Source organism: Rhodobium gokarnense (assembly GCF_025961475.1).
Lineage (GTDB): Bacteria > Pseudomonadota > Alphaproteobacteria > Rhizobiales > Rhodobiaceae > Rhodobium > Rhodobium gokarnense.
Map to the genome: position 1 here is coordinate 15,693 of NZ_JAOQNS010000007.1, position 20,553 is coordinate 36,245.

At 65.6% G+C, this 20,553-nt stretch carries 19 protein-coding genes; 8 read left to right on the plus strand and 11 right to left on the minus strand.

Annotated elements, in window-relative coordinates:
- Positions 1-144 precede the first annotated feature (144 nt).
- The 4 genes from M2319_RS13100 to M2319_RS13115 form a co-directional block, all read right to left on the minus strand.
- The gene (locus tag M2319_RS13100; protein WP_264601915.1) at positions 145-1,464 is read right to left on the minus strand and encodes a GNAT family N-acetyltransferase; all 1,320 of its coding nucleotides are present in this window, start codon (positions 1,462-1,464) and stop codon (positions 145-147) included.
- A 219-nt stretch (positions 1,465-1,683) separates the two neighbouring features.
- Positions 1,684-1,854, minus strand: coding sequence for a hypothetical protein (locus tag M2319_RS13105; RefSeq protein ID WP_264601916.1), 171 nt, complete (start codon positions 1,852-1,854; stop codon positions 1,684-1,686).
- 13 nt (positions 1,855-1,867) lie between these two features.
- Positions 1,868-3,043: a vWA domain-containing protein gene (locus M2319_RS13110; RefSeq protein ID WP_264601917.1), complete on the minus strand. Its 1,176-nt coding sequence runs from the start codon at positions 3,041-3,043 to the stop codon at positions 1,868-1,870.
- Between the two features lie 32 nt (positions 3,044-3,075).
- The gene (locus M2319_RS13115) at positions 3,076-3,567 is read right to left on the minus strand and encodes a GNAT family N-acetyltransferase (RefSeq protein ID WP_264601918.1); all 492 of its coding nucleotides are present in this window, start codon (positions 3,565-3,567) and stop codon (positions 3,076-3,078) included.
- A gap of 240 nt (positions 3,568-3,807) precedes the next feature.
- On the opposite strand from M2319_RS13115, the gene M2319_RS13120 reads away from it, so the two are divergent.
- Both M2319_RS13120 and M2319_RS13125 read left to right on the plus strand, forming a co-directional pair.
- Complete coding sequence (locus M2319_RS13120) at positions 3,808-4,221, plus strand: hypothetical protein (protein WP_264601919.1); 414 nt, start codon at positions 3,808-3,810, stop codon at positions 4,219-4,221.
- A gap of 68 nt (positions 4,222-4,289) precedes the next feature.
- Positions 4,290-4,796 carry a hypothetical protein gene (locus tag M2319_RS13125; RefSeq protein ID WP_264601920.1) on the plus strand — a complete coding sequence of 169 codons (507 nt, stop codon included), beginning with the start codon at positions 4,290-4,292 and terminating at the stop codon, positions 4,794-4,796.
- A 96-nt stretch (positions 4,797-4,892) separates the two neighbouring features.
- On the opposite strand, the gene M2319_RS13130 is transcribed toward M2319_RS13125, so the two are convergent.
- The 4 genes from M2319_RS13130 to M2319_RS13145 all read right to left on the minus strand — a co-directional run bounded on the left by M2319_RS13130 (position 4,893) and on the right by M2319_RS13145 (position 8,632).
- Complete coding sequence (locus M2319_RS13130) at positions 4,893-5,945, minus strand: YcjF family protein (protein WP_264601921.1); 1,053 nt, start codon at positions 5,943-5,945, stop codon at positions 4,893-4,895.
- Positions 5,942-7,507: a YcjX family GTP-binding protein gene (locus tag M2319_RS13135; protein WP_264601922.1), complete on the minus strand. Its 1,566-nt coding sequence runs from the start codon at positions 7,505-7,507 to the stop codon at positions 5,942-5,944. Before M2319_RS13135 ends, M2319_RS13130 begins: the two co-directional genes overlap by 4 nt.
- Before the next feature lie 96 nt (positions 7,508-7,603).
- A complete protein-coding gene (locus tag M2319_RS13140) occupies positions 7,604-8,140 on the minus strand; it encodes a SixA phosphatase family protein (protein WP_264601923.1) in 537 nt (178 codons plus the stop codon).
- A gap of 168 nt (positions 8,141-8,308) precedes the next feature.
- On the minus strand, positions 8,309-8,632 hold the full coding sequence (locus M2319_RS13145; protein ID WP_264601924.1) for a heavy metal-binding domain-containing protein: 324 nt from the start codon (positions 8,630-8,632) through the stop codon (positions 8,309-8,311).
- 327 nt (positions 8,633-8,959) lie between these two features.
- Between M2319_RS13145 and M2319_RS13150 the strand changes: the two genes are divergently transcribed.
- Positions 8,960-10,255, plus strand: a complete 1,296-nt coding sequence (locus tag M2319_RS13150; protein WP_264601925.1) for an NAD(P)/FAD-dependent oxidoreductase — start codon at positions 8,960-8,962, stop codon at positions 10,253-10,255.
- 96 nt (positions 10,256-10,351) lie between these two features.
- A complete protein-coding gene (locus tag M2319_RS13155) occupies positions 10,352-11,233 on the plus strand; it encodes a hypothetical protein (protein WP_264601926.1) in 882 nt (293 codons plus the stop codon).
- Here M2319_RS13155 and metA read toward each other — a convergent pair.
- Both metA and M2319_RS13165 read right to left on the minus strand, forming a co-directional pair.
- On the minus strand, positions 11,224-12,144 hold the full coding sequence (gene metA, locus M2319_RS13160) for a homoserine O-acetyltransferase MetA (protein ID WP_264601927.1): 921 nt from the start codon (positions 12,142-12,144) through the stop codon (positions 11,224-11,226). The genes M2319_RS13155 and metA overlap by 10 nt on opposite strands.
- Positions 12,145-12,268: 124 nt before the next feature.
- Positions 12,269-13,135 (minus strand): ATPase, encoded by an 867-nt coding sequence (locus M2319_RS13165; protein WP_264601928.1) that lies wholly within the window; start codon positions 13,133-13,135, stop codon positions 12,269-12,271.
- Positions 13,136-13,328: 193 nt separating this feature from the next.
- Between M2319_RS13165 and M2319_RS13170 the strand changes: the two genes are divergently transcribed.
- Positions 13,329-14,570 carry a glycosyltransferase family 61 protein gene (locus tag M2319_RS13170; RefSeq protein WP_264601929.1) on the plus strand — a complete coding sequence of 414 codons (1,242 nt, stop codon included), beginning with the start codon at positions 13,329-13,331 and terminating at the stop codon, positions 14,568-14,570.
- On the opposite strand, the gene M2319_RS13175 is transcribed toward M2319_RS13170, so the two are convergent.
- Positions 14,567-15,412, minus strand: coding sequence for an AAA family ATPase (locus M2319_RS13175; RefSeq protein ID WP_264601930.1), 846 nt, complete (start codon positions 15,410-15,412; stop codon positions 14,567-14,569). The genes M2319_RS13170 and M2319_RS13175 overlap by 4 nt on opposite strands.
- A 286-nt stretch (positions 15,413-15,698) precedes the next feature.
- On the opposite strand from M2319_RS13175, the gene M2319_RS13180 reads away from it, so the two are divergent.
- From M2319_RS13180 to M2319_RS13190, 3 genes are all read left to right on the plus strand, one after another.
- Positions 15,699-17,054 carry a flagellar hook protein FlgE gene (locus tag M2319_RS13180; protein ID WP_264601931.1) on the plus strand — a complete coding sequence of 452 codons (1,356 nt, stop codon included), beginning with the start codon at positions 15,699-15,701 and terminating at the stop codon, positions 17,052-17,054.
- A gap of 67 nt (positions 17,055-17,121) precedes the next feature.
- Positions 17,122-18,999, plus strand: coding sequence for a flagellar hook-associated protein FlgK (gene flgK / locus M2319_RS13185; protein WP_264601932.1), 1,878 nt, complete (start codon positions 17,122-17,124; stop codon positions 18,997-18,999).
- 31 nt (positions 19,000-19,030) lie between these two features.
- Positions 19,031-20,518 (plus strand): hypothetical protein, encoded by a 1,488-nt coding sequence (locus M2319_RS13190; RefSeq protein ID WP_264601933.1) that lies wholly within the window; start codon positions 19,031-19,033, stop codon positions 20,516-20,518.
- The last annotated feature ends 35 nt before the right edge of the window (positions 20,519-20,553 follow it).

Genomic DNA, 20,553 nt, shown 5'->3' on the forward strand with positions numbered 1-20,553 from the left:
CCGCACGGGGCCGGGCACGCGGAACTCCCGCGCCCTTTCCCTTTCGTCCCAAATCACGTTTTATTTATGGCGACGTAGTATTCGCCGGTGCTTTTTTCTTGGAAGGGTTCCAGGGCGGCGGTGCGGCGCCGGCCGCGTTTCGGCCTATCCGGCGGCGTTTTCGGCCGCGGTTCGGCCGACGAAGCGGGCGAGCAGGTGGCGCAGGGGCGAGGGCAGGCGGTGGAACGTCGCCTTCATCCGCGGCTCGGCAACGCCGAGCCAGAGCCGGGCATAGAGCCAGCCGCGGGGGGAGCGCGACAGGGCGTAATTGGCGACCCGTTCGGTCTCTTCCGCCCAGCCGAGCTTGTAGCGCTGCACCGGCGGCAGGAAGTCGTAGCGCTCGATGCCGTTTTCAAGGCACCAGGAGAGCGTCTCCTCGGTCTGCAGCTCGCCGGGGCTGACGTCGCCATGGGCGGTGTTGATGGTGCCCATGAAGGCATAGTAGCGGCGTCCGGTGACGAAGCCGGCCTCGATAGCGGCGATGTCGCCGCCGACATTGAGGACCGAGATGCGGGCGATCGGGGCGTTCGCGGCCGCTTCGATGAGGCCCTTGCGCACCCATTTCTGGGAAAGGGCGCGGCTAACGAGACCGTTTGCCTCCAGCCAGTCGAGCTTGAAGGCGAGCGCCTGGTGCATCAGGGCGGCGGCACGGGCGCCGGGGCCGACCACCTCGAAGCGGATGTCGCCGCGCTCGGCGAGCCGGCGGCGCTTGCGGCGGCGGTCCTTGCGCTTGCGCCCGCGCTGGCGGGCGACGACGGCGTCAAGATCGGCGCCTTGCGTCAGGTCGACGAAGGGCGCTTCGGAGGTCACCCCGGTGGCGTGGCCGGTACGGGCAAGGAACGGGGCGATCGCCGCGTCCTTGCGGATGTTGCGGAAGTCGAAGACGTCGGCGCGGCCGCCGATGCCGGCGCTGTCGATGGCGGCCTTCAAGGCATCGTCGCCGGGCACGCCGGCGGCGATCACATCGCCATACTGCACGGCGGGACCGGAGAGCCAGCGCGCGACGCGGACGCCGGCATGGGTCTCGATCTCCATCGGCAGGATGAGGAGCGGTTCATCGTCGGCGGCGCGGCGCACGCAGATGACGTGGAGGCGGTAGTCCGGATGGGCCTTGAGCATGGTCTCGGCCATCGCCCGGCAGAATCCGAAGGACTGGAACGGCGTCAGCGGGGCTGCGGCCTCACGTTCCAGCGTCTCCCAGGTCTCCTTCAGCGCATCGAGTCCGTCCAGGCTGTCGGCGACGCAGACCCGGAAAAGACCGTTGCGCGACGGGGCGCAGGTCTCGCCGTCGCGCCCGCACGAAGCGGCATTTGCCGGGGCGAGCGGCCGCGGCGCCACCGGTTCGGCGGACCGGAACTGCGGCATCTGCCCGGCGCGGGCGGGGACTGCGGCATAGGCAAGGTCGCAGGGACGGGACACGGACACCTCGTCGTTTTCCCGGATCCGATCCGGATCCGCGGCGTCAGTCGAAGACGATTACTCAGCAGATAAAATACAGCTTCCGGTCGGGAATTTGAACGCCGACACCCGATTCATCTTCCGTTAGGGTTAATCGGCCGGCGCTTCTGAAGTTAAACTCCGCAATGACGAAGTCTTCGCTCGGGTGTCGGAAATCATTTCGGTTCGTCAGACCAGAAAAAAGCCTTACGAGGCCTGCAGCGCCGCCGTCCCGAGCACGAAGATGCCGACGATAACGAGGGCGAGGAGCGCCAGTTTCCAGGCATCGCGCCGGTGTTCCAGCCCCGGCCAGCCGAGCGGCCGGATCAACTGGATCGCGGCGACGGCGGCAAAGAACACCATGATGAGCTTGGTCACGGGCGGGGCTCCATTAGCGAACGAGTTCGCGCATGGCGCCGTCGAGGCCTTCCAGCGTCAGCGGGAACATGCGGTCCTCGACGATCTCGCGGATCATCTGGATGGAATGGGTGTAGCCCCAGTGCTTTTCCGGCACCGGGTTCAGCCAGACGGTGCGCGGATAGACCGCGAGCAGGCGTTGCAGCCAGACCGTGCCCGGCTCCTCGTTCCAGTGTTCCACCGAGCCGCCCGGATAGGCGATCTCATAGGGGCTCATGGAAGCGTCGCCGACGAAGATGACCTTGTAGTCGGACGGGAACTTGTGCAGCACGTCGAAGGTCGGGACGGTCTCGGCGTGGCGGCGGCGATTGTTCTGCCAGACCCGCTCGTAGAGGCAGTTGTGGAAATAAAAATACTCCATGGTCTTGAATTCCATCCGCGCGGCGGAGAACAGCTCCTCGCAGAGCCGGATGAAGGGGTCCATGGAGCCGCCGACGTCGAAGAACAGGAGCACCTTGACGGCGTTGCGCCGCTCCGGGCGCATCTGGATGTCGAGATAGCCGTGGTGGGCGGTCGACCTGATCGTTCCGTCGAGATCCAGTTCGTCGTGGGCGCCGGTGCGCGCGAAGCGGCGCAGGCGCTTCAGGGCGACCTTGATGTTGCGGGTGCCCAGCTCGACGCTGTCGTCGAGGTCCTTGAATTCGCGCTTGTCCCAGACCTTGACGGCACGGCGGTGGCGGCTCTCGTCCTGGCCGATGCGGATGCCTTCCGGATTGTAACCATAGGCGCCGAAAGGGGAGGTGCCGGCGGTGCCGATCCATTTCGAGCCGCCCTGGTGGCGGCCCTTCTGGTCCTTCAGCCGCTCCTTCAGGGTCTCCATCAGCTTGTCCCAGCCGCCGAGGGCCTCGATCTGGGCCTTTTCCTCTTCGGTCAGGTATTTTTCCGCGAGCTTCCTCAGCCACTCTTCCGGGATCTCCGCCTTAACGGCGTCGGACATCAGGTCGAGGCCCTTGAAGACGGCGCCGAAGACGCGGTCGAACTTGTCGAGGTTCTTTTCGTCCTTCACCAGGGTAGCGCGGGAGAGATAGTAGAAATCCTCCACCCGCTTTTCGGCGAGGTCGACGGACAGGGCCTCCATCAGCGTCAGGTATTCGCGCAGGGAGACCGGCAGGCCGGCGGATTTCAGTTCCTGGAAGAAATTGACGAACATCGGCGCGCGTTTCCCTCGGTCGCGCCTTTGTCTTAACGCGGCGGCCGTTCCATGACCAGAGCGGCAAGGCCGGTCTCCGCCGCAAGGGCTGCCTGGCGGTCGGTCGGCGCAAAGCCGCAATGGGTGAGGAACGACCGGGCGGCGCCGTTGTCAGCCATCACCTCGGCAACGAGGGGCGTGCCGGCGGTGCGCTCGATCAGCGCGTCCATCATCTTGGCGCCGATGCCGAGGCCCTGGCGGTGCAGCGTCACGTGCAGCCGGTCGATGAAAAACCCGCCTTCCACCTTCCGCAAAAATGCCTGGGCGACGATCTCGTCATGGCAGTCACCGACGAGAAAGAGGGTGTCCGGCTCGGCGAGTTGTCGGGTCAGCGTCTCGTCGGAATGGCGGCGGGAGACGATGGCGTCGAGCTTTTCCGCGGCGACCTTGTCGCCAATCGAGCGGCGCCAGTTCTCGTCCGCCATTTCCCGGCAGGCGGCAAGGTCCGAGGCGCGTGCGGGGCGAACGACCACATCCTGAACCATGACTCACTCCGTTGCGGCGGGACCGGCGCGGGATCCGGCCGGCGCCCTCGATCCATCGATCCGCCGCTGTTCAGATTCGAAAACGGACCCTGGGGATTCCGTGGGAAGAATCGACATGACACATATTCGGGCCGGCCGGCAATTACCATTCGCAATGGTGCCAAGGATTACCGTTACCGGTATCCTGGTTGTGGTTTTCTTACTGTGCTATCCGACATTTGCACCCGGGCCGATGGGGCCGTGCCGTCCGTTGTCGCGCCCTATCTCGACGCCGGCGACGTGGCGGTCTCGGAAAACCTTGCCGTCAGCCTTGCGCGCATGGGCCGGGCGCTGGAGGCCCAGGATCTCGGCGGCTTGCTCAAGTTCGTCACCTATCGCTATTTCCGCGAGCAGATGGGCCTTCTGCAGTTGGGCGAGGACCGGCCGAACGGCTATGACGCCGTCGGTCAGTTCACGTGCGGGTTCCTGTCGAGCTGCTCGGTCTCAAAGAGCTACGGCCTTGCCAATATCCGCAAGGCGCGGATCGTGGGGCTTGCTACGGCAGGCCGTGACGTGGATGTGACCCTGGCGATGACGACGGCTAACGGGCTGGCGCTGGAATCGTGCTTCTTTTACGATTCGGCGCTTTTCGGCTTTTACGCCGCCTTCGGCTGACGTCACGCTTGTCGACGGAGGGGGACCTCCAGGACACTGTTTTTGGTTGAGTTGATTGGAGTTGAGAAGTGAATAGCTACGAACGGACGTACCGGGCAGGCAGAGCTGTTTGCGCGTGGGTGGAATTGGTCGCCTGGGTCGGCGTTTTCTTCGGCGCCATTGCGGCCATCAGCGGCTTCATGTCGGACGGGCTGGCGAGCCTTTTTTCCAGCTCGCTGGTCCAGCAGGAAACACCGTTTCTGCTGAGAATAATGTTCGCAGTTCCTGGACTTCTCGTTGTTTGGGGCGGGCTGAGAACGATCATGGATGTGCAGCAGACAAAGGCGTCGATCGATACTGCCGAGATGACGCGGGAAATGCTCACGCTGGCCCGGGCTTTCTCGAAAAATGTCGAACGTCCGCGCGCATCTGTTCCTCCATCGGCGCATCCTCTGCAAATACGGCCTGGAGATCGAATTAAGATCTACAAGGGAAAAGAAATCAAAAAAGAAGCGAACGGTGTCTCTGTAGATGGGGTTGTCTTTCCGAATATTTTGGAAGCGGAAAGATATATTTCAGACCTTCGGTCAAAGTAAGGTCGGGCGCGCGTTTTTGGCTCCGATGTTGCTGAATTTTCGGAATGCCTGCTGCTCTGCGCGTCCCGACCTGTGCGAAAGGGATCGCCCCGGAGTTCAATGCTCTTTCGAATTCTGAGTGCGATCGGCCGGGGCAACCGCCTTCTTCTGGGCCTTCACCAGCTCGTTGAAGACGTTGCCGATCTTCGGGCGGGTTTCGCCGATGAACGGGATCGGCCGGCAGACGTCGACCGCGGCAATGCCGATGCGGGCGGTGAGAAGCCCGTTGACGACGCCCTCGCCGAGGCGGGCGGAGATGCGCGCGGCAAGGCCCTGGCCGACCAGTTCGTGGATCATGGAATCGCCGATGGCGATGGTGCCGGTGACCGCCAGGTGGCCGATGACGTGGCGGGTGAGGCGGAAGAAGCCGATGCCGCCGGGCCGGCCGCCATAGAGCGTGGAGACGCGGCGGATGAGCCGGAGGCTTTCGGCGAACACGAACAGGACATCGATGAGGGCGCGCGGGCTGATCGCGGTGACGACCGAGACCCGCTTTGCCGAATTGGTGATCATCCGCGTCGCCTCAATGTCGAGCGGGCGCATCAGATCGCGTTCGGCAAGGACGATGAGGTCGCGCCCGTCGATGATCTCGCCGTCATGGGCGGCAATGGCGGCGCGGCCGCGGGCGGTGTCGGCGCGGCTCTTGTAGAGCGCGACGACGTCCTTCAGCACGGCCTCGGCGCCGGCCCGGTCGTCGGCTTTCGCCGCGGCCTCCGCTTCGGTTCTGAGGCGATCGATGCGGGCGAGCCGCCACAGGCCGAATAGCTCGCGCAGGGCCATGGCAAGGGCGGCGACGACGACAAGGGAGGCGAGCGCGACGGCGAGCCAGCCGAGCCAGTCGGCCCGGGCGAAGAGGTCGGCGATCAGCCGGTCGATGGCGACGCCGACGGCGAGCGAGATGAGGCCGCCGAGGGCGGAGATGAGGATCGCGCTCCAGCGCCAGCGGCGCTTCGGCAGCTTCGGCCGATAGGGGCTGTCGCGCTCGGCTTCTTCCGCGACGACGACGGCGAGATCGGCATGCTCCGGAGCGCTCTCGGCCGGCGCCTCGTTGAGGACGACGTCGGCTTCGTCGAGCCGGAACGCCTTCGGCCTGCGGCTGGGATCGGTCATGCCAGCTTGTCTCCGATGAGGAACTGCAGCGCCCGGTCGAGGCGGATATGGGGCAGCGTCAGGCTGAGGCCGTCCGGCGAGCGCTCCAGTTTCGGCGGCCGGAAGCGGACGTAGCGCACATCGGTGCCGGCGCGGGAAAGTTCAAGTTTCGATTCAGGTTGAAGAGGTTGATGCTTCGATTCCGATTCAACTTTTGCGACGGCTTCTTCAAGTTCCGATTCAGATTCAAGGTGTGCGAAAAGTGATTCAGGGTCTTTCGGCAAGTCCCCGGGAAACATGGCGATTTCCGTCTTCCCGTCGAACCGCTCGCCGTCGACGATCTCGCCCGTCATCGGCGTTCCGATGATCGTCGGCAGGGCGTTGCCGCCGCGCCTGACCGTGCCTTCACGCGTTGCGCGAACCGCGGCAAGAGCGAGAATATCGATGTCGGCGCCGGCGAATTCGGCCTTCTTGATGGCCCGCTTGACGAGCCGCTTCAGCACCCGCTGCAGCCGGTCGTGGTCGGTGTGGTGGAGGTGGTCGGCCTTGGTCGCGGCAAAGAGGATGCGGTCGATGCGCCGGGTCAGGATCGAGGCGAGCCAGCTCGTGCGGCCGGGCCGGAAGCAGGAGAGGATGTCGGCGAGCGCATTCTCCAGGTCGCGCATGGCATGGGGTCCGGCATTGAGCGCAGAGAGCGCGTCGACGAGGACGATCTGGCGGTCGAGCCGGGCGAAGTGGTCGCGGAAGAAGGGGCGCACGACATGGGTCTTGTAGGCCTCGAAGCGGCGCTCCATCATCGCCCTCATCGAGGTCCGCGGCACCACCCGGTCGTCCTCCAGGACCAGCGGCGAGAAGGTGAGGGCGGGCGAGCCGTCGAGGTCGCCCGGCATCAGGAAGCGGCCCGGCGGCAGCATGGAGAGCGCGTGCTCGTCGGCGCGGCAGGCGGCGAGATAGCCGGTGAAGGCATCGGCAAGGCCGCGGGCCGTCGCCTCGTCTTCTTCGGCGGCCGGGTCGGCGGCCTCAAGACGCCGGTGCCAGTCGCCGGCAAGCCGGGCCCGGTTCGGCAGCCGCGACAGGGCGACCGCCTCGCGCGACCACGTCGCGTAGTCCTTGGTCAGCAGCGGCAGGTCGAGCAGCCATTCGCCCGGATAGTCGACGATGTCGATATGGAGCTTGCCGCTGCCGAGGGTGCGCGAGAAATAGGAGGCGGATTCGTAGGCGACCGTCAGCCGCAATTCGCTGATCCGGCGGGTGGAGCTCGGCCAGACCCGCTCGTCGACCATGTCGGCGACATGGGCTTCGTAGTCGAAGCGCGGCACGGCGTCGTCCGGCTGCGGCTGCAGGGAGGCACGGGCGAGCCGGCCGGTCGCCATCGGCTCGAACAGGGGCATCCGCCCGCCCTTGATCAGATTGTGGACGAGGGCGGTGATGAAGACGGTCTTGCCGGCGCGCGACAGTCCGGTGACGCCGAGGCGCACGGACGGGGTGACCAGTCCGGTGGCGAAGTCGGCGACGTTGTTGAGCGCAAGCCAGGCGTCGTCGGTGAGTGTCGTCAGGTTCAAGGCATTTTCTCCGCGTCCCATGTAGGCCTTCGGGCCGCGCGGTAAAAGGGTGCGCACTGCAACGACAGGAGGAAACGGGACGGGGAACGGGTCGTGCGCGGGCAATCGGGCGGCCGTTCAGAGCCCCGGATCGTCCTCCATCTGCAGGTCGCGCGGCCGCATGAAGGCCTTGATGCGGCCGCTCATCGGCAGGATGTCGGCCCAGCCCGGCACGTCGAAATCGATCACCGCCAGCGACGCCGTCGGGTATTTCTCGTCGATGCGGGCGCGCAGGTCCCTGGAGCCGGCGGCGATCAGCGAGCGGGCGGTCTCGCGGGTCGCCGGATTGTGGCCGACGACGAGGAGGCTGTCGGCGTTGCCGCCATGCTCGCGGATGATCTCCAGATAGGTGTCCTCGGAGCTGTCATAGAGGTCGTCGCGGAAGGCGACCGTCTCCTCGCCCTTGAAATGCGGCATGACGCAGGCGAGCGTCTCGCGGGTGCGGCGCGAGGAGGAGCACAGCACATGGTCCGGCCTGAAGCCTTCCCGGGCCATGTACATGCCCATCACCGGTGCGGCGGCGCGGCCGCGATCGTTCAGCGGGCGATCGAAATCGTCGAGGGACGGGTTCAGCCAGGAGGACTTGGCGTGGCGCAGCAGCAGCAGGCGGGGCATCGGCACACTCCGGGGGCTTTGCCGGGGGACGTGTTCCCGGGGGAGGGTTCTCCGGGGGACTCTTCCGGAACCGACTATAGCCGCAGCCCGACGGCTGTCAGTACCGAATTTCCCGTTTCAGGCCCAAGGGGTTAAAGGCTGTGGACAAGCCATGGGAAGAGCCCGTGGTCAGCGGGTGAGGCGGACCGCGGTGCCGTTGACGGAGACCATCAGCATCGAGCCGTTCTGGCCGACCGCCTCGTAGTCGATGTCGACCCCGACGATGGCGTCCGCGCCGAGCGCCCTGGCTTCCTCGGTCATGTCCTGCAGGGCCATGTGGCGGCCGTCCCTCAGCACGTTCTGGTAGCCGCCGGCGCGCCCGCCGATGAAGTCGCGGATGCCGGCGAAGATGTCGCGAAAGACGTTGGCGCCGAGGACGGCCTCGCCGGCGACGACGCCGAGGATCTCGGCTGTCTCGCGGTGCGGGACGGTGTGGGTGGTGGTGACGATCATACGGGATCCTTCCGGGCGCTTCGGCGTTGGTGCCGCCGCCCCGCGCGGAAGTGGCGGTGCGGTTCTTCCCATGTAGGCAGTGCGCCGGGTTTGTCATCGTGCGGCCCGTTCGATTTGTCGCAGGGGGCGTTTTTTGTGCACTGCGGCAAGATTGCTTGCGCAGCGCTTTTCCTTGGGTCTAATAGGAACCGGCATCGACCTGGGACGCGCGGAGCCGCCGGGAAGATTTCATCTTCCTTATCCTTGCCGCGATCTTGGCCGAAGGTCATCGATGCCCCTTGGACGCAAGAAGCGAACAGAAGACACCTTTCGGAGACCCGGACGTCGATGGCACTCAACGGACATGTGGACAGCTACTATGCGCGGCGGAACGCCCATGAGGTGATGTTCCGGCGCCTTGCAGGCACGGAAAAGGCGGCGGTCTGCGTCATCGGCGGCGGGCTCGCCGGCCTGACGACGGCGCGCGAACTGGCCAGCGCCGGCACCGACGTGGTGCTGCTGGAGGCCGAACGCGTCGGCTGGGGTGCCTCGGGCCGCAATGGCGGCTTCGTCTCGGCCGGCTATGCGGCCGGGCTCGCCGACCTGGAAGCCCGGCTCGGGGTGGAGCGCACCAAGGCGCTCTACGAGCTGTCGCGCATGGGCGTCGCCTACGTTCGCGAGACCATCGAGACGGCCGGGGCCGGCGACATCATCGGCGGCCATGGCTGGCTGAAGGTGATCCGCCACGACGATGCGGAGGCGATGAAGCGCCGGCGCGACCTGATGGCCGGCACCTACGGTGCCAGCGTTGAGTTCTGGGAGACCGAGCGGGTCCGCGCGACCCTGAAGACCGAGACCTATTTCCAGGCGCTGCACGACGCCAGTCCGTTCCACATCGACCCGCTCGCCTATGCAAGACTGCTGGCCGCGCGGGCGCGCGATGCCGGCGCGCGCATCTTCGAGGAGAGCGCAGCCACCGGGCTTGCCCGCCACGGCGCTGGCTGGCGGGTGGAGACGGCCTGCGGTGCCATCGAGGCGGAGATGGTGGTGCTTGCCGGCAGCGCCTACCAGGCGCTTTCGGGTCTGTGGCCGTCGCTCGACCGGGCGATCGTGCCGGTTGCCACCTATGTGGTGACCAGCAATGCGCTCGGCTCGGCGGTGACGGATTCCATCCGCTTTTCCGGCTGCATCGCCGATACGCGGCGGGCCGGCGACTATTACCGGGTCATCGAAGGCGACCGGCTGCTCTGGGGTGGGCGGATCACCACGCGGCGGTCCGAGCCGGCCGACCTCGCCGGGCTCCTCAAGGCCGACATCGCGGCCATCTATCCGCAGCTCTCGCATTTGGAAGTGGAGACGGCCTGGTCCGGCCTGATGGCCTATGCGGTCCACAAGATGCCGATCATCCGGCCGCTGGAGGAGGGTCTTTGGTCGGTCACCGCGTTCGGCGGCCACGGCGTTGCCCAGACCGCGACGGGCGGCGTCCTCGTCGCCTCGGCGATCACCTCGGGCGACGACCGCTGGCGGCAGTTCGAGGCGTTTGGCCCACGCTTTGCCGGCGGCCCGGTCGGGCGCATGGGCACGCAGCTCCTCTACTGGGGCATGCAGTTCCGCGACCGGCGCGAGGAACGGGCGGCGCGATAGGGGGCTGCCCGACGCGCCGGGACCGGTAACGGACGGATTGAGGGCGGCGGCGTTTTCGTCTAACCCTGCCGGGCCAACCGACAGGGACTGATCCCCGTGCCCCAGAACCGCGACACCATGCAAGAAGAGACGCCGACGCCGAAGGCCGAGCGCCCCGGCCCGATGACGCGCTTTCTCGTCCGCCACGCCCCGCAATTCGTCGGCAAGGCGCGGCTGCTCGACTTCAGGCCCAAGCCGCTGATCGATCCGGAGCACCGCATCCTGGTGGTCTGGTCGCCGAAGTCGGCCTGCACGGCGGCGACCATCTGGTTCTTCAAGATCATCGGCAAATATGAGGAAGCGCGGGCCTACAACGCCTGGCCGCACCATTACCGGCGCAAGGTCTATTATCCCTCGGACCTGCATCACAGGGGCATGACCGACGATTTTTCCGGCTACCGCGTCATAAGGGTGATCCGCGATCCGGGTCACCGGGCGGTCAGCTCCTACCGCCATGCGCTGCGCACCGGCTATTTCAACAAGCGGGCCGCACATGTCCTGAAGCGGCCGGTCGACGAGACGGCGGGCTATTCGTTCCGGGAGTACCTTGACAGCATCGGCCTCAAGGACCTGTCGCCGATCATGAGCAATCCCCATCACGGGGTGCAGAGCCATCCGATCGAGCAGCTGGTGCCGCCAACCGACGTCATCAACGTGACGCGGGACGACCTCTTTGCCCGGCTCAACGGCATCGAGGCCGACCTCGGCCTGGAGCGCACGGACTTCTCCAGCCTCGCCTGGTTCCATTCCAGCGAGAGCGGGCCGCGCAAGCGCAAGGTCGGGGTCTATGAGGACGACGTCACCGACGAGCGCTTCGACCGGCGCGTCGCCGCGCAGGGACCGTGGCCCGAGGTCGAGAAGTTCCTGACCCCGGAGATGAAGGACAGGGTCCGCCGGCTCTATGCCATCGACTACGACCGCTACGGGTCCTATTTCTGACGGATCTTTTCGATGTCGAAGGGCGTCGTCTGGTAGACCTCGTTGATCCAGTTGCCGAACAACAGATGGGCATGACTGCGCCAGCGGTTTTCCGGCGTCAGGTGCGGATTGTCCTTCGGGAAATAGTTGTGCGGCACGTGGATCTCCACGTTCGCTTCCACGTCGCGCCAGTATTCCTCGGCAAGGGACGAGGAATCGTACTCGATGTGGTTGAACATGTAGAGATTGCCGTGGCGGGGATCGTGGATCAGGCAGGGGCCGGTCTCGTCGGACTCCATCAGCATCTCAAGGCCGCTGTCCTCCGGGATGTCGCTGGCGCGGACCTCCGTCCAGCGTGAGACCGGAATGGAGAAGTCGTCGGAAAAGCCGCGCAGGAACGGCGAGGCCGGATTGAGATTGCGGTGGCGGAAGACGCCGAAGGCCTTTTTCGGCAGGGCGTATTTCGGCACGCCGTGGAAATGGTTCAGCATCGCCTGGGCACCCCAGCAGATGGCGAAGGTCGAGTGCACGTTGGTCTCGGTCCACTCGAAGATCGCGCCGAGTTCCTCCCAGTAGGTGACGTCCGGGAAGTCGAGCAGCTCGATCGGCGCGCCGGTGACGATGAGGCCGTCGAACTTGCGGTCCCGGATCGCCTCCCAGTCCTCGTAGAAGGCGAGCATGTGGGCGGCCGCCGTGTTCTTCGGCGTATGCGAGGCGACCTTGACCAGCGACAGCTCGACCTGCAGCGGCGTTGCGCCGACGAGGCGGGCGATCTGCGTCTCGGTGCGGATCTTGTTCGGCATCAGGTTGAGGAGCGCGATCTGCAACGGCCTTATGTCCTGGCGCGCCGCATCGTCCGCCGTCATCACCATCACGCCTTCCTGCTCCAGCGTGGTGCGGGCGGGCAGGTCGGTGGGGATCTTGATCGGCATTGCGGCAGCTTTCCGGGGTTTTCGGTCGTTATGGTGCGCCTCGGCGCGCCCGGTACGGGGCGTCAAGTCAGGGTGACTTAAGGCCTCGCCATCGGTATCGCAAGTGTGGAGGGTCTTTTGCCGCTCAGGCCGGCGTGCGCTCGATGGCGCGGCCGATGAGGTCGACGAAATCGTCGGCGGACTTGACCTCTTCGATCTCCGCGGCGGTCACCGTGTAGCCGTGGCGGTCGGCGATCGCCTTGTAGATCGGCAGGCGGTGGGCGATCAGGCGTTCAAAGCCCCAGACGGCAAAGGCGTCCGGGTCGACGGCGTCGTCGGAGGCAACGCCGGTCTCGGCCTTGTAGGCGGCCCAGTTCTTCTCCAGGAACTCTTCCTGGTAGTAGATCGGCTTGGGGTCGGCGCGGAAGCGCTTGATCAGCTCCGCGGCGTGGTCCGGCGGGCCCTCGATATAGAGCAGCACCGTCTTGTCGCCGAGGACGGAGAGCACCGGATCGTTGTCGTCGTCAGGGTCGACGATCTCGCAGATGCTGCCGCCGGAATCGCAGATGAAATGGTCGTAGCCGTAGATCTCCCGCGACTTGTCGATGAAGTCGGCGACGTCGCGCAGCGCGCAGATTTCCGCGTCGTGGTGCTGGGCCTGACGGTGGCGGTATTCCTGGAAGGAGATGCCGCCCTTGTCCGGGTTGCCCGGCTTGCCGAGATAGGTGGAGAGCGGCGACAGGTTGTCGAACGAGATGTTGGACGAGATGTAGATCGAGTCCGTCATCAAGAGCTTGCGCAGGAACGGGATCTTCATCGCCTCGCGCTTGACGTTGTCGACGATGTGCTCGCCCATGTAGCGGGTGCCGATGCGGTAGTCGACGGAGTAGTGGAACCAGCCGTCGCGCCGGACCCGCATGGCGACCGTGGTCTTGCCGACGCCGGACATGCCGAGGACGGTGACGGCCTTGCGGGGCAGGGCGCGGAATTCGTCGGCGGAGGAAAAGCGCATGCGGGTGGGCTCCGGCAAGGGCGGTCTGCGTGACCCTAGATCACGAATCGCGCATTTGAAACCGCAAGGGCGACGCGCCGCGTTGCCGCAAGGGGCCCCGGCATTGAAAGCGGGCCGGGCGCCTGATACTGGAACCGCCGGTGCCGCGCAAGCGCTTCGCAGCGCGGCCGCTTTCGGAGCAGTTGAGAGGGATATGGGCGAGGTCGTCATCGTCAGCGGCAGCGGCCGCGAGGTCGTCGGACCGGACCACCTGCCGCTCGACCGTCCGCTCGCCGTGGAGCGGATTGCCGGCGGCATTATCCCGCCGGCGACCGGCGGCCGCGGCGGACCCGGCAACAGGGACGCGGTGCTCGGCGGCGTCTACCGGCCGGACGGGACCCAGGTCGATCTCTCGGTCCTGAAGAAGGCCACCAAGCACGTCACCACCTATCCCTATGACGCCGCGGCGGTGCGTGACGCGGATATCGCCACGGACGACCGGGAGGTCGTCTATTGCGGCTACATCCAGCGCCATTTCGGCCATGTGCTGGTGGAGGTGACGTCGCGGCTGTGGTGGGCGCTCCAGGAAGGTTTTGGCGGGCCGCTGATGTTCCAGTCGATCAGCCCCGGAATCCTCGATGTCTCCTATATCCGCGCGCTGTTCGACCTCATCGGCATCGCCGACCGGGTGATGATCGCCGACGCCTGGACGCGCTATGCCGGCGTCGTCGTGCCGGAGGCATCGCACCGCTTCAACGCTCATATCGCGCCGGAATTCCTGCTGCCGTTCGAGCGCGCGCGTGAGGCCGCCTTGAAGGCCGCGCCCGGGCCGAGCCCGGAAAAGCTGTACCTCTCGCGCAGCCGGCTCGATGCCGGGCGGATCATCGGCGAGGAGGTGGTGGAGGAGATGTTCGCCGCCGAAGGCTACGACATCGTCCACCCGCAGGAACTCGGCCTTGCCGAGCAGGTCGCGCTTTTTGCGAGGGCGAAGAAGGTTGCGGGCTTCAACGGCTCGGCCATGCACGGGCTGGTGTTCTCGCCGGGCGGGGTGGAGGCGACCCACATCGCCCGGGACGAGCATATCGGCAAGAGCTTCTTCCTGATCGACCAACTGCTGGGCAATGACGCGCGCTATATCGTCGGCACGTTCGCGTCGCGGCTCGGCACCCTCGGGCGGCACGAGCCGTTCCTCGTTGATATCGACGGTGTCGGCGACATGTTGAGGGCCGAAGGGGTGATTTCGCCCTCCAACCGGCCGAGCGTGCGTCAGGCGGCGCTCAAGGCCGACTTCAACGCGGAATGCGCACTGCAACTGGCATCGAGCCGGCGCAGCCCGCTGAAGGGCCTGAGGCGGCTGTCACCGCTCTTTGGCGCGCTCCTCAAAAGGCCGACCGACGGCCGTCTCTGGGCCGCGCTGCCGGGCGTTGCTGCCCGGGCCGTTCGCGAACTCTTCTAGCGTCCCTCGCGCCTTGCCATGAAGGCGAGGCGTTCGAACAGCATCACGTCCTGCTCGTTTTTCAACAGCGCGCCGTGCAGTGGCGGGATGCTCTTGGTCGGGTCGCGCTGGCGCAGGGTCGCCGCGTCGATGTCCTCGTTGACGAGGAGCTTGATCCAGTCGAGCAGTTCCGAGGTCGACGGCTTCTTCTTCAGGCCCGGCACGTCGCGCACGTCGTAGAAGATGGAGAGCGCCTCGGAGAGGAGCTGCTTCTTCAGGCCGGGGAAATGCACCTCGACGATTTCCGTCATCGTTTCGGCGTCCGGAAACTTGATGTAGTGGAAGAAGCAGCGGCGCAGGAACGCGTCCGGCAGCTCCTTTTCGTTGTTCGACGTGATGATAACAACAGGGCGCCGGAGCGCCGTCACGGTCTCACCGGTCTCGTAGACGAAGAACTCCATGCGGTCGAGTTCCTGCAACAGATCGTTGGGGAACTCGATGTCGGCCTTGTCGATCTCGTCGATCAGGAGCACCGGGCGCACGTCCGCCTGAAAGGCTTCCCAGAGCTTGCCGCGCTTGATGTAGTTGGCGATGTCCTTGACCCGGCCGTCACCGAGCTGGCTGTCGCGCAGGCGCGTCACCGCGTCGTATTCGTAGAGGCCCTGCATCGCCTTGGTCGTCGACTTGATGTGCCATTCGATGAGCGGGGCTTCGATCGAGCGCGCGATCTCGGCGGCAAGCACCGTCTTGCCGGTGCCGGGCTCGCCCTTGACCAGCAGCGGGCGTTCCAGGGTGATGGCCGCATTGACGGCGATCCGCAAGTCTTCCGTGGCAACATAGTCGGCGGTGCCGGTAAAGCGCATGCGCGTCCTCCGAGGATGGAAAATCGAGCCCGAAGGCTAGGCGCTGGCACACCCGAGATCAACACGCCTTTCGGCGGCAGGATGGCACGTCGGCGGCGGGCGCCGCGCGGCAAAACTTGCCGCATTGCCGGTGCGAAACTGCCGGGGCGGCGCCGTCCGGCCCGCGCCATTCCGCCAAGGCCATTGAAAAACAAAGGATATTTCCCGGATGTCATTTGGCCCGGCGCTTGCAGAAAACGGGGTGCCGACGTGTTGTCACGTTCAAGGATCGGAGGAGTTCGGCAGAATGGGTATCTACAGTGCGATCGCCACATCGGTCAGCGGCCTCAGGGCGCAATCGACCGCGCTTGAGCACATTTCCGGCAACATCGCGAACTCGCAGACGACCGGTTACAAACGGACCGAGACGAACTTCGCCGACCTCGTCGCCGACGGTCCGCCGGACACCCAGTCCGCGACCGGCGTGCTGGCGTCGAGCCGCTCCACCAACAGCGTGCAGGGCGATATCCTCGGCTCCGACATCGAGACCTACATCGCCATCGACGGCGAGGGCTTCTTCATCGTCTCCGAGAAGCTCGGCGAGGTCGACAACAACCTGACCTTCTCCGACACGGACCTCTATACCCGTCGCGGCGACTTCACCACCGACAAGTACGGCTATCTGGTGAACGGCGCCGGCTACTATCTGCAGGGTCTGGCAGTCGATGCGAACACCGGCAACATCTCCGGCAGCGTGCCGGAGCCGATCCGGATCTCCGGCGACTTCCTGGAAGCCGAGGCGACGACGGAAATCGTCTACCGGGCGAACCTGGCGAAATATCCGCTGACCGCCAATGCCGACGAAGACGTGCCGGGCAGCGAATTCCTCGACCCCGCCGATTTCACCAATGACCCGACCGCGAGCGGCGACGGCTTCGTGCAGGGCCAGGACGAAACGGCGTTCATCAACAGCACGATCTCCGGCGGCGCCATCACCGCCTACGATTCCTCGGGCTCCACGGTCAACGTCCAGATCCGCTGGGCCATGCTCGACGACGACACCTACAACATGTTCTATCTTGAGGATTCGGGCGCCACGGGCACCGATCCCATGTGGCGCAATGTCGGCGTCGACTACGACTTCAACGCCAGCCGCCAGCTCGACCCCGACTTCGGGTCGGTGACGATTTCCGGCATGACCGTCGACGGCGTCTCGCTCGGCGACATCACCATCCAGCACGGCTCGGCCGGCATCACCAGCTTCTCCGACGCCAACGGCACGGCGAAGGTCACCGAACTCAGCCAGAACGGCTACCCGGCCGGCGAACTGGAATCGGTCGCGATTTCCGACTCCGGCCGCGTCACGGCGTTCTACACCAATGGCGAGCAGCTCGAGATCGCGGAAGTGGGCATTGCCACCTTCAATGCGCCGGACGAGCTGCGCAAGGTCGACGGCGGCGCGTTCCTGGCGACCACCGAGTCCGGCACGCCGATCATCGGCGGCTCCGGCAACATCATCGGTTCGGCGCTGGAAGCCTCCAACACCGACATCGCCGACGAGTTCTCCAAGCTGATCATCACCCAGCAGGCCTATACGGCGAACTCGCGCATCATCACCACCTCGGACGAGATGCTGCAGGAGGCCCTGAATATCGTCCGCTAGTCTTTTGTGTGCGTCGGCCGGCGGGCACCCTGGGTGCCGCGCCGGCATTTGAAACGGATCGACCGTCATGGGTATCACCGCAGCCGTCAACATATCGCTTAGCGGCCTGGCAATCACGCAGCGCGAACTCGACATCGTCGCGTCGAACATCGCCAATGCGGACACCCCCGGCTATACCCGCAAGAGCCTGATCACCAAGAACCTTGCGGATCGCGACGGTTCGTCACTCGGTGTGCGCGAGGTTACGATCCAGCGCAACTACGACAGCTACGTGTCGGCCCAGTACCGCAACAGCGTCATCGACGGCAGCTATCTCGACGTCATGGCGAGCTTCCAGTCCCGGCTCGACGCCATGTACGGCACGCCGGGCGACGTCAACGCCCTCGATACGATCTACAACGACTTTACGTCCGCCATCGAGGCGCTGGCGACCTCGCCGAGCGACTACACGGCTCAGCGCCAGGTCGTCACCAACGCGCAAACGCTGACCTCGCAGCTCAACAACCTGTCGGACGAGATCCAGTCGATGCGCGCGGAATCGGAGCGCGTCATCTCCGACTATGTGTCGCGGGCAAACCAGCTCCTCGGCGACCTTGAGGACATCAACCGCCAGGTGGTCTCGTTCTCGTCCACCGGCGCGATGCCCGTCGACCTGCTCGACAACCGGGATTCCATCATTCTGGAACTGTCCCAGATGATGGACATCAAGGTGTCGGAAGCGGACAACAATTCGGTCCGGCTGTTCACCTCGAACGGCACGCTCCTGTTCGACGACAGGGCCGCGACGCTGTCGTTCGATCCTGCGGCCTCGGTCGATGCCAATGCCACGTGGAGTGCGGATCCGGCCGAGAGTGGCCTCGGCTCCATCTACCTGACCTCGGACAACGGCTACAAGGTCGACCTGATCGCCGACAAGGCGATCCAGTCCGGCGAGATCGCGGCCTATATCGACCTGCGCGACGACGTGCTGGTCGAGGCCCAGGCGCAGCTCGACGAGTTCGCCTCGAACCTGTCGCTGGCGCTGTCGAACCGGACCGAGGAGGGGACTGCGGTCACCGTCGGCACGTCGGACGGTTTCGACATCGACCTCAACGATCTGCAACAGGGCAATCAGATCACCTTCGAATATGTCGACGTCGGCAGCGGCAATACGGAGACCTTCACCTTCGTTCGGGTCGACGACCCCACCATGCTGCCGCTCGGCGACGATGCGACGGCCCGGGCCGACGACACGGTCGTGGGTATCGACTTCTCCGGCGGTCTTACCGCTGCGGCCGCCGATATCAGCGCCGCACTCGGCGTGGGCTTCACCGTCAGCGACGAGGGCGGCGGCGTGCTCAGGATCCTCGACGACGGCGGTACCACGACCACGGTGTCGTCGCTCTCGGCCTCGGTCACCAATACGGCCCTGACCGACGAGGGCGTGGAGTTTCCGCTTTTCGTCGACGGCGGCTCCGGCGCCAGTCCCTATACCGGCGATTTCGAGGGAACCTCCCAAAAGGTCGGCTTCGCCGGCCGGATCGGCATCAACAAGCAGCTCGTCAACGACCCGTCGCTGCTGGTGACCTACGAGACGACGCCGGCGGAGACGTCGGCCGGCGATCCGACCCGGCCGCTGGCGATGATCGATGCCCTCAGCGAGGCCACCTACACGTTCTCCGCCGATACCGGCCTCGGCTCGGAGCGGGTGCCCTATGCGGGAACCGTGTCGGGCTTCCTCGCCTCCGTCGTGAACTACCGCGGCTCGGAGATGTCGTCGGCAACCCAGGCGGCCGATTCCCGGCAAATGGTCACCCAATCGCTGAACGAGCGCCTCAGCGAGATCAGTGCCGTCGATGTCGACCAGGAACTGAGTGCCCTGATCGAGCTGCAGTCGGCCTACACCGCGAACGCCCGCGTCATGCAGGCGGCACGCGAGATGATCGACACGTTGATGGGCATCTAGCCCGCACTTACGCGTATCCAGGAGAGGACTGATGGTTTCCTCGCTTTACGATCTCCAGACCCCGATGGTCGCCCGGCTGACCTCGCTACGAGCGCAGTATGACGGACTGGCCAGGCAGCTTGCGACCGAAAAGGTGTCCGACACCTATGGCGGGCTGGGAAATTCGCGCGGGCTGGATATCGCGCTGCGCGCCAGATCCTCTGAAATCGAAGCCTGGCAGACCACCGTCACCAATGTCGATCTGCGCCTGAAGCTGATGGACACGTCGCTGTCGCGCATCGCCGAAATCGGCGACGATGTGAAGACTGCCGCCGATCCGAACGTCTACACCCTGAACACCAAGGGTCAGACCAACGCCCAGTCGATCGCCAGGACCTCGTTTGCCGAAATGGTCGGCCTGCTCAACACCGATGCTGCGGGCCGTTACCTGTTCTCCGGCAAGGACGTCGACGTCAAGCCGGTGGAAAGCGTGGACAAGATCCTCGACGGCACCGGCACGCTTGCCGGGTTCAAGCAGGTCGCCTCCGAACGGCTGCAGGCCGACCTCGGCGACGACGACCTCGGCCGGCTCGACCTGTCGTCCGCCGGCACCACGGTGACGCTCGCCGAAGACGGCGACCACCCCTTCGGCTTCAAGCTGACGGGCATCGTTTCGAACCTGTCCAACGCGACGATCACCCAGCCCACCGGTACGCCGGCGACGAGTTCGGTGGAGTTCACCGACGTGCCCGCGAATGGCGAGACGATCACCATCCACGCCGAACTGCCCGACGGGACGACAACCTCGATCGAACTGGTCGTCAGCGACGACCCGGATCAGAAAAACGGTTTTGCGGCCGGTGCGACGGCCGCCGACACCACCGCCAATTTTGAGGCGGCGCTGCAGGACGCGATCGAAGAAGAGGCGGCGACGACGCTGAGCGCGGCCTCGTCGATGCAGGCGGCGGCGGATTTCTTCGACACCTCCAATGGCGGCACGCCGCAGCGGGTCGACGGCCCGCCATTCGATACGGCGACGGCGTTGCGTGACGGCAGCACGGATACCGTGACCTGGTATGTGGGCGACAACGGCACCGACGACGCCCGCTCCACGGCATCGGCCCGGATCGACGACACGCTAACGGTCGAATACGGGTCGCGGGCCAACGAGGAAGGCTTCCAGCAGGTCATCCAGAGCCTGGCGGTGATGACGATCTCGACCTTTGACTCGGCGGTCGACACTGATCGCGACCGCTATGCCGCCATGGCCTCGCGGGCCAACACCAAGCTCAACGAACAGCCGGGCGTGAACCGCGTCGAAACCATCCAGGTCGAACTCTCCACGACGCACTATTCGGTGAAAAAAGCGAGCGAGCGCCACACCGCCACATCCGGCACCCTGACGACGCTTGTGGAAGGGATCGAGGCGGTGGACCTCGACGAGGTCGCGGTCAAGATGCTGACGCTGAAGACGCGGCTGGAGGCCTCCTACCAGGCCTCGGCGCTGCTCAGCCAGATGTCGCTCGGCGACTATATCTAGCAATCCGGCGGGTTTCCCGAACCGGCTCGCGGCGA

What these genes read in the sequence shown, in the direction of transcription:
- M2319_RS13170 (WP_264601929.1), top strand. Translation starts at nt 13,329, where the DNA reads ATGGGCGAGGTCGTCATCGTCAGCGGCAGCGGCCGCGAGGTCGTCGGA.
- M2319_RS13150 (WP_264601925.1), top strand. Translation starts at nt 8,960, where the DNA reads ATGGCACTCAACGGACATGTGGACAGCTACTATGCGCGGCGGAACGCC.
- M2319_RS13190 (WP_264601933.1), top strand. Translation starts at nt 19,031, where the DNA reads ATGGTTTCCTCGCTTTACGATCTCCAGACCCCGATGGTCGCCCGGCTG.
- flgK (WP_264601932.1), top strand. Translation starts at nt 17,122, where the DNA reads ATGGGTATCACCGCAGCCGTCAACATATCGCTTAGCGGCCTGGCAATC.
- M2319_RS13175 (WP_264601930.1), bottom strand. Translation starts at nt 15,412, where the DNA reads ATGCGCTTTACCGGCACCGCCGACTATGTTGCCACGGAAGACTTGCGG.
- M2319_RS13115 (WP_264601918.1), bottom strand. Translation starts at nt 3,567, where the DNA reads ATGGTTCAGGATGTGGTCGTTCGCCCCGCACGCGCCTCGGACCTTGCC.
- M2319_RS13135 (WP_264601922.1), bottom strand. Translation starts at nt 7,507, where the DNA reads ATGGGACGCGGAGAAAATGCCTTGAACCTGACGACACTCACCGACGAC.
- M2319_RS13180 (WP_264601931.1), top strand. Translation starts at nt 15,699, where the DNA reads ATGGGTATCTACAGTGCGATCGCCACATCGGTCAGCGGCCTCAGGGCG.
- M2319_RS13140 (WP_264601923.1), bottom strand. Translation starts at nt 8,140, where the DNA reads ATGCCCCGCCTGCTGCTGCTGCGCCACGCCAAGTCCTCCTGGCTGAAC.
- M2319_RS13110 (WP_264601917.1), bottom strand. Translation starts at nt 3,043, where the DNA reads ATGTTCGTCAATTTCTTCCAGGAACTGAAATCCGCCGGCCTGCCGGTC.
- M2319_RS13145 (WP_264601924.1), bottom strand. Translation starts at nt 8,632, where the DNA reads ATGATCGTCACCACCACCCACACCGTCCCGCACCGCGAGACAGCCGAG.
- M2319_RS13130 (WP_264601921.1), bottom strand. Translation starts at nt 5,945, where the DNA reads ATGACCGATCCCAGCCGCAGGCCGAAGGCGTTCCGGCTCGACGAAGCC.
- metA (WP_264601927.1), bottom strand. Translation starts at nt 12,144, where the DNA reads ATGCCGATCAAGATCCCCACCGACCTGCCCGCCCGCACCACGCTGGAG.
- M2319_RS13165 (WP_264601928.1), bottom strand. Translation starts at nt 13,135, where the DNA reads ATGCGCTTTTCCTCCGCCGACGAATTCCGCGCCCTGCCCCGCAAGGCC.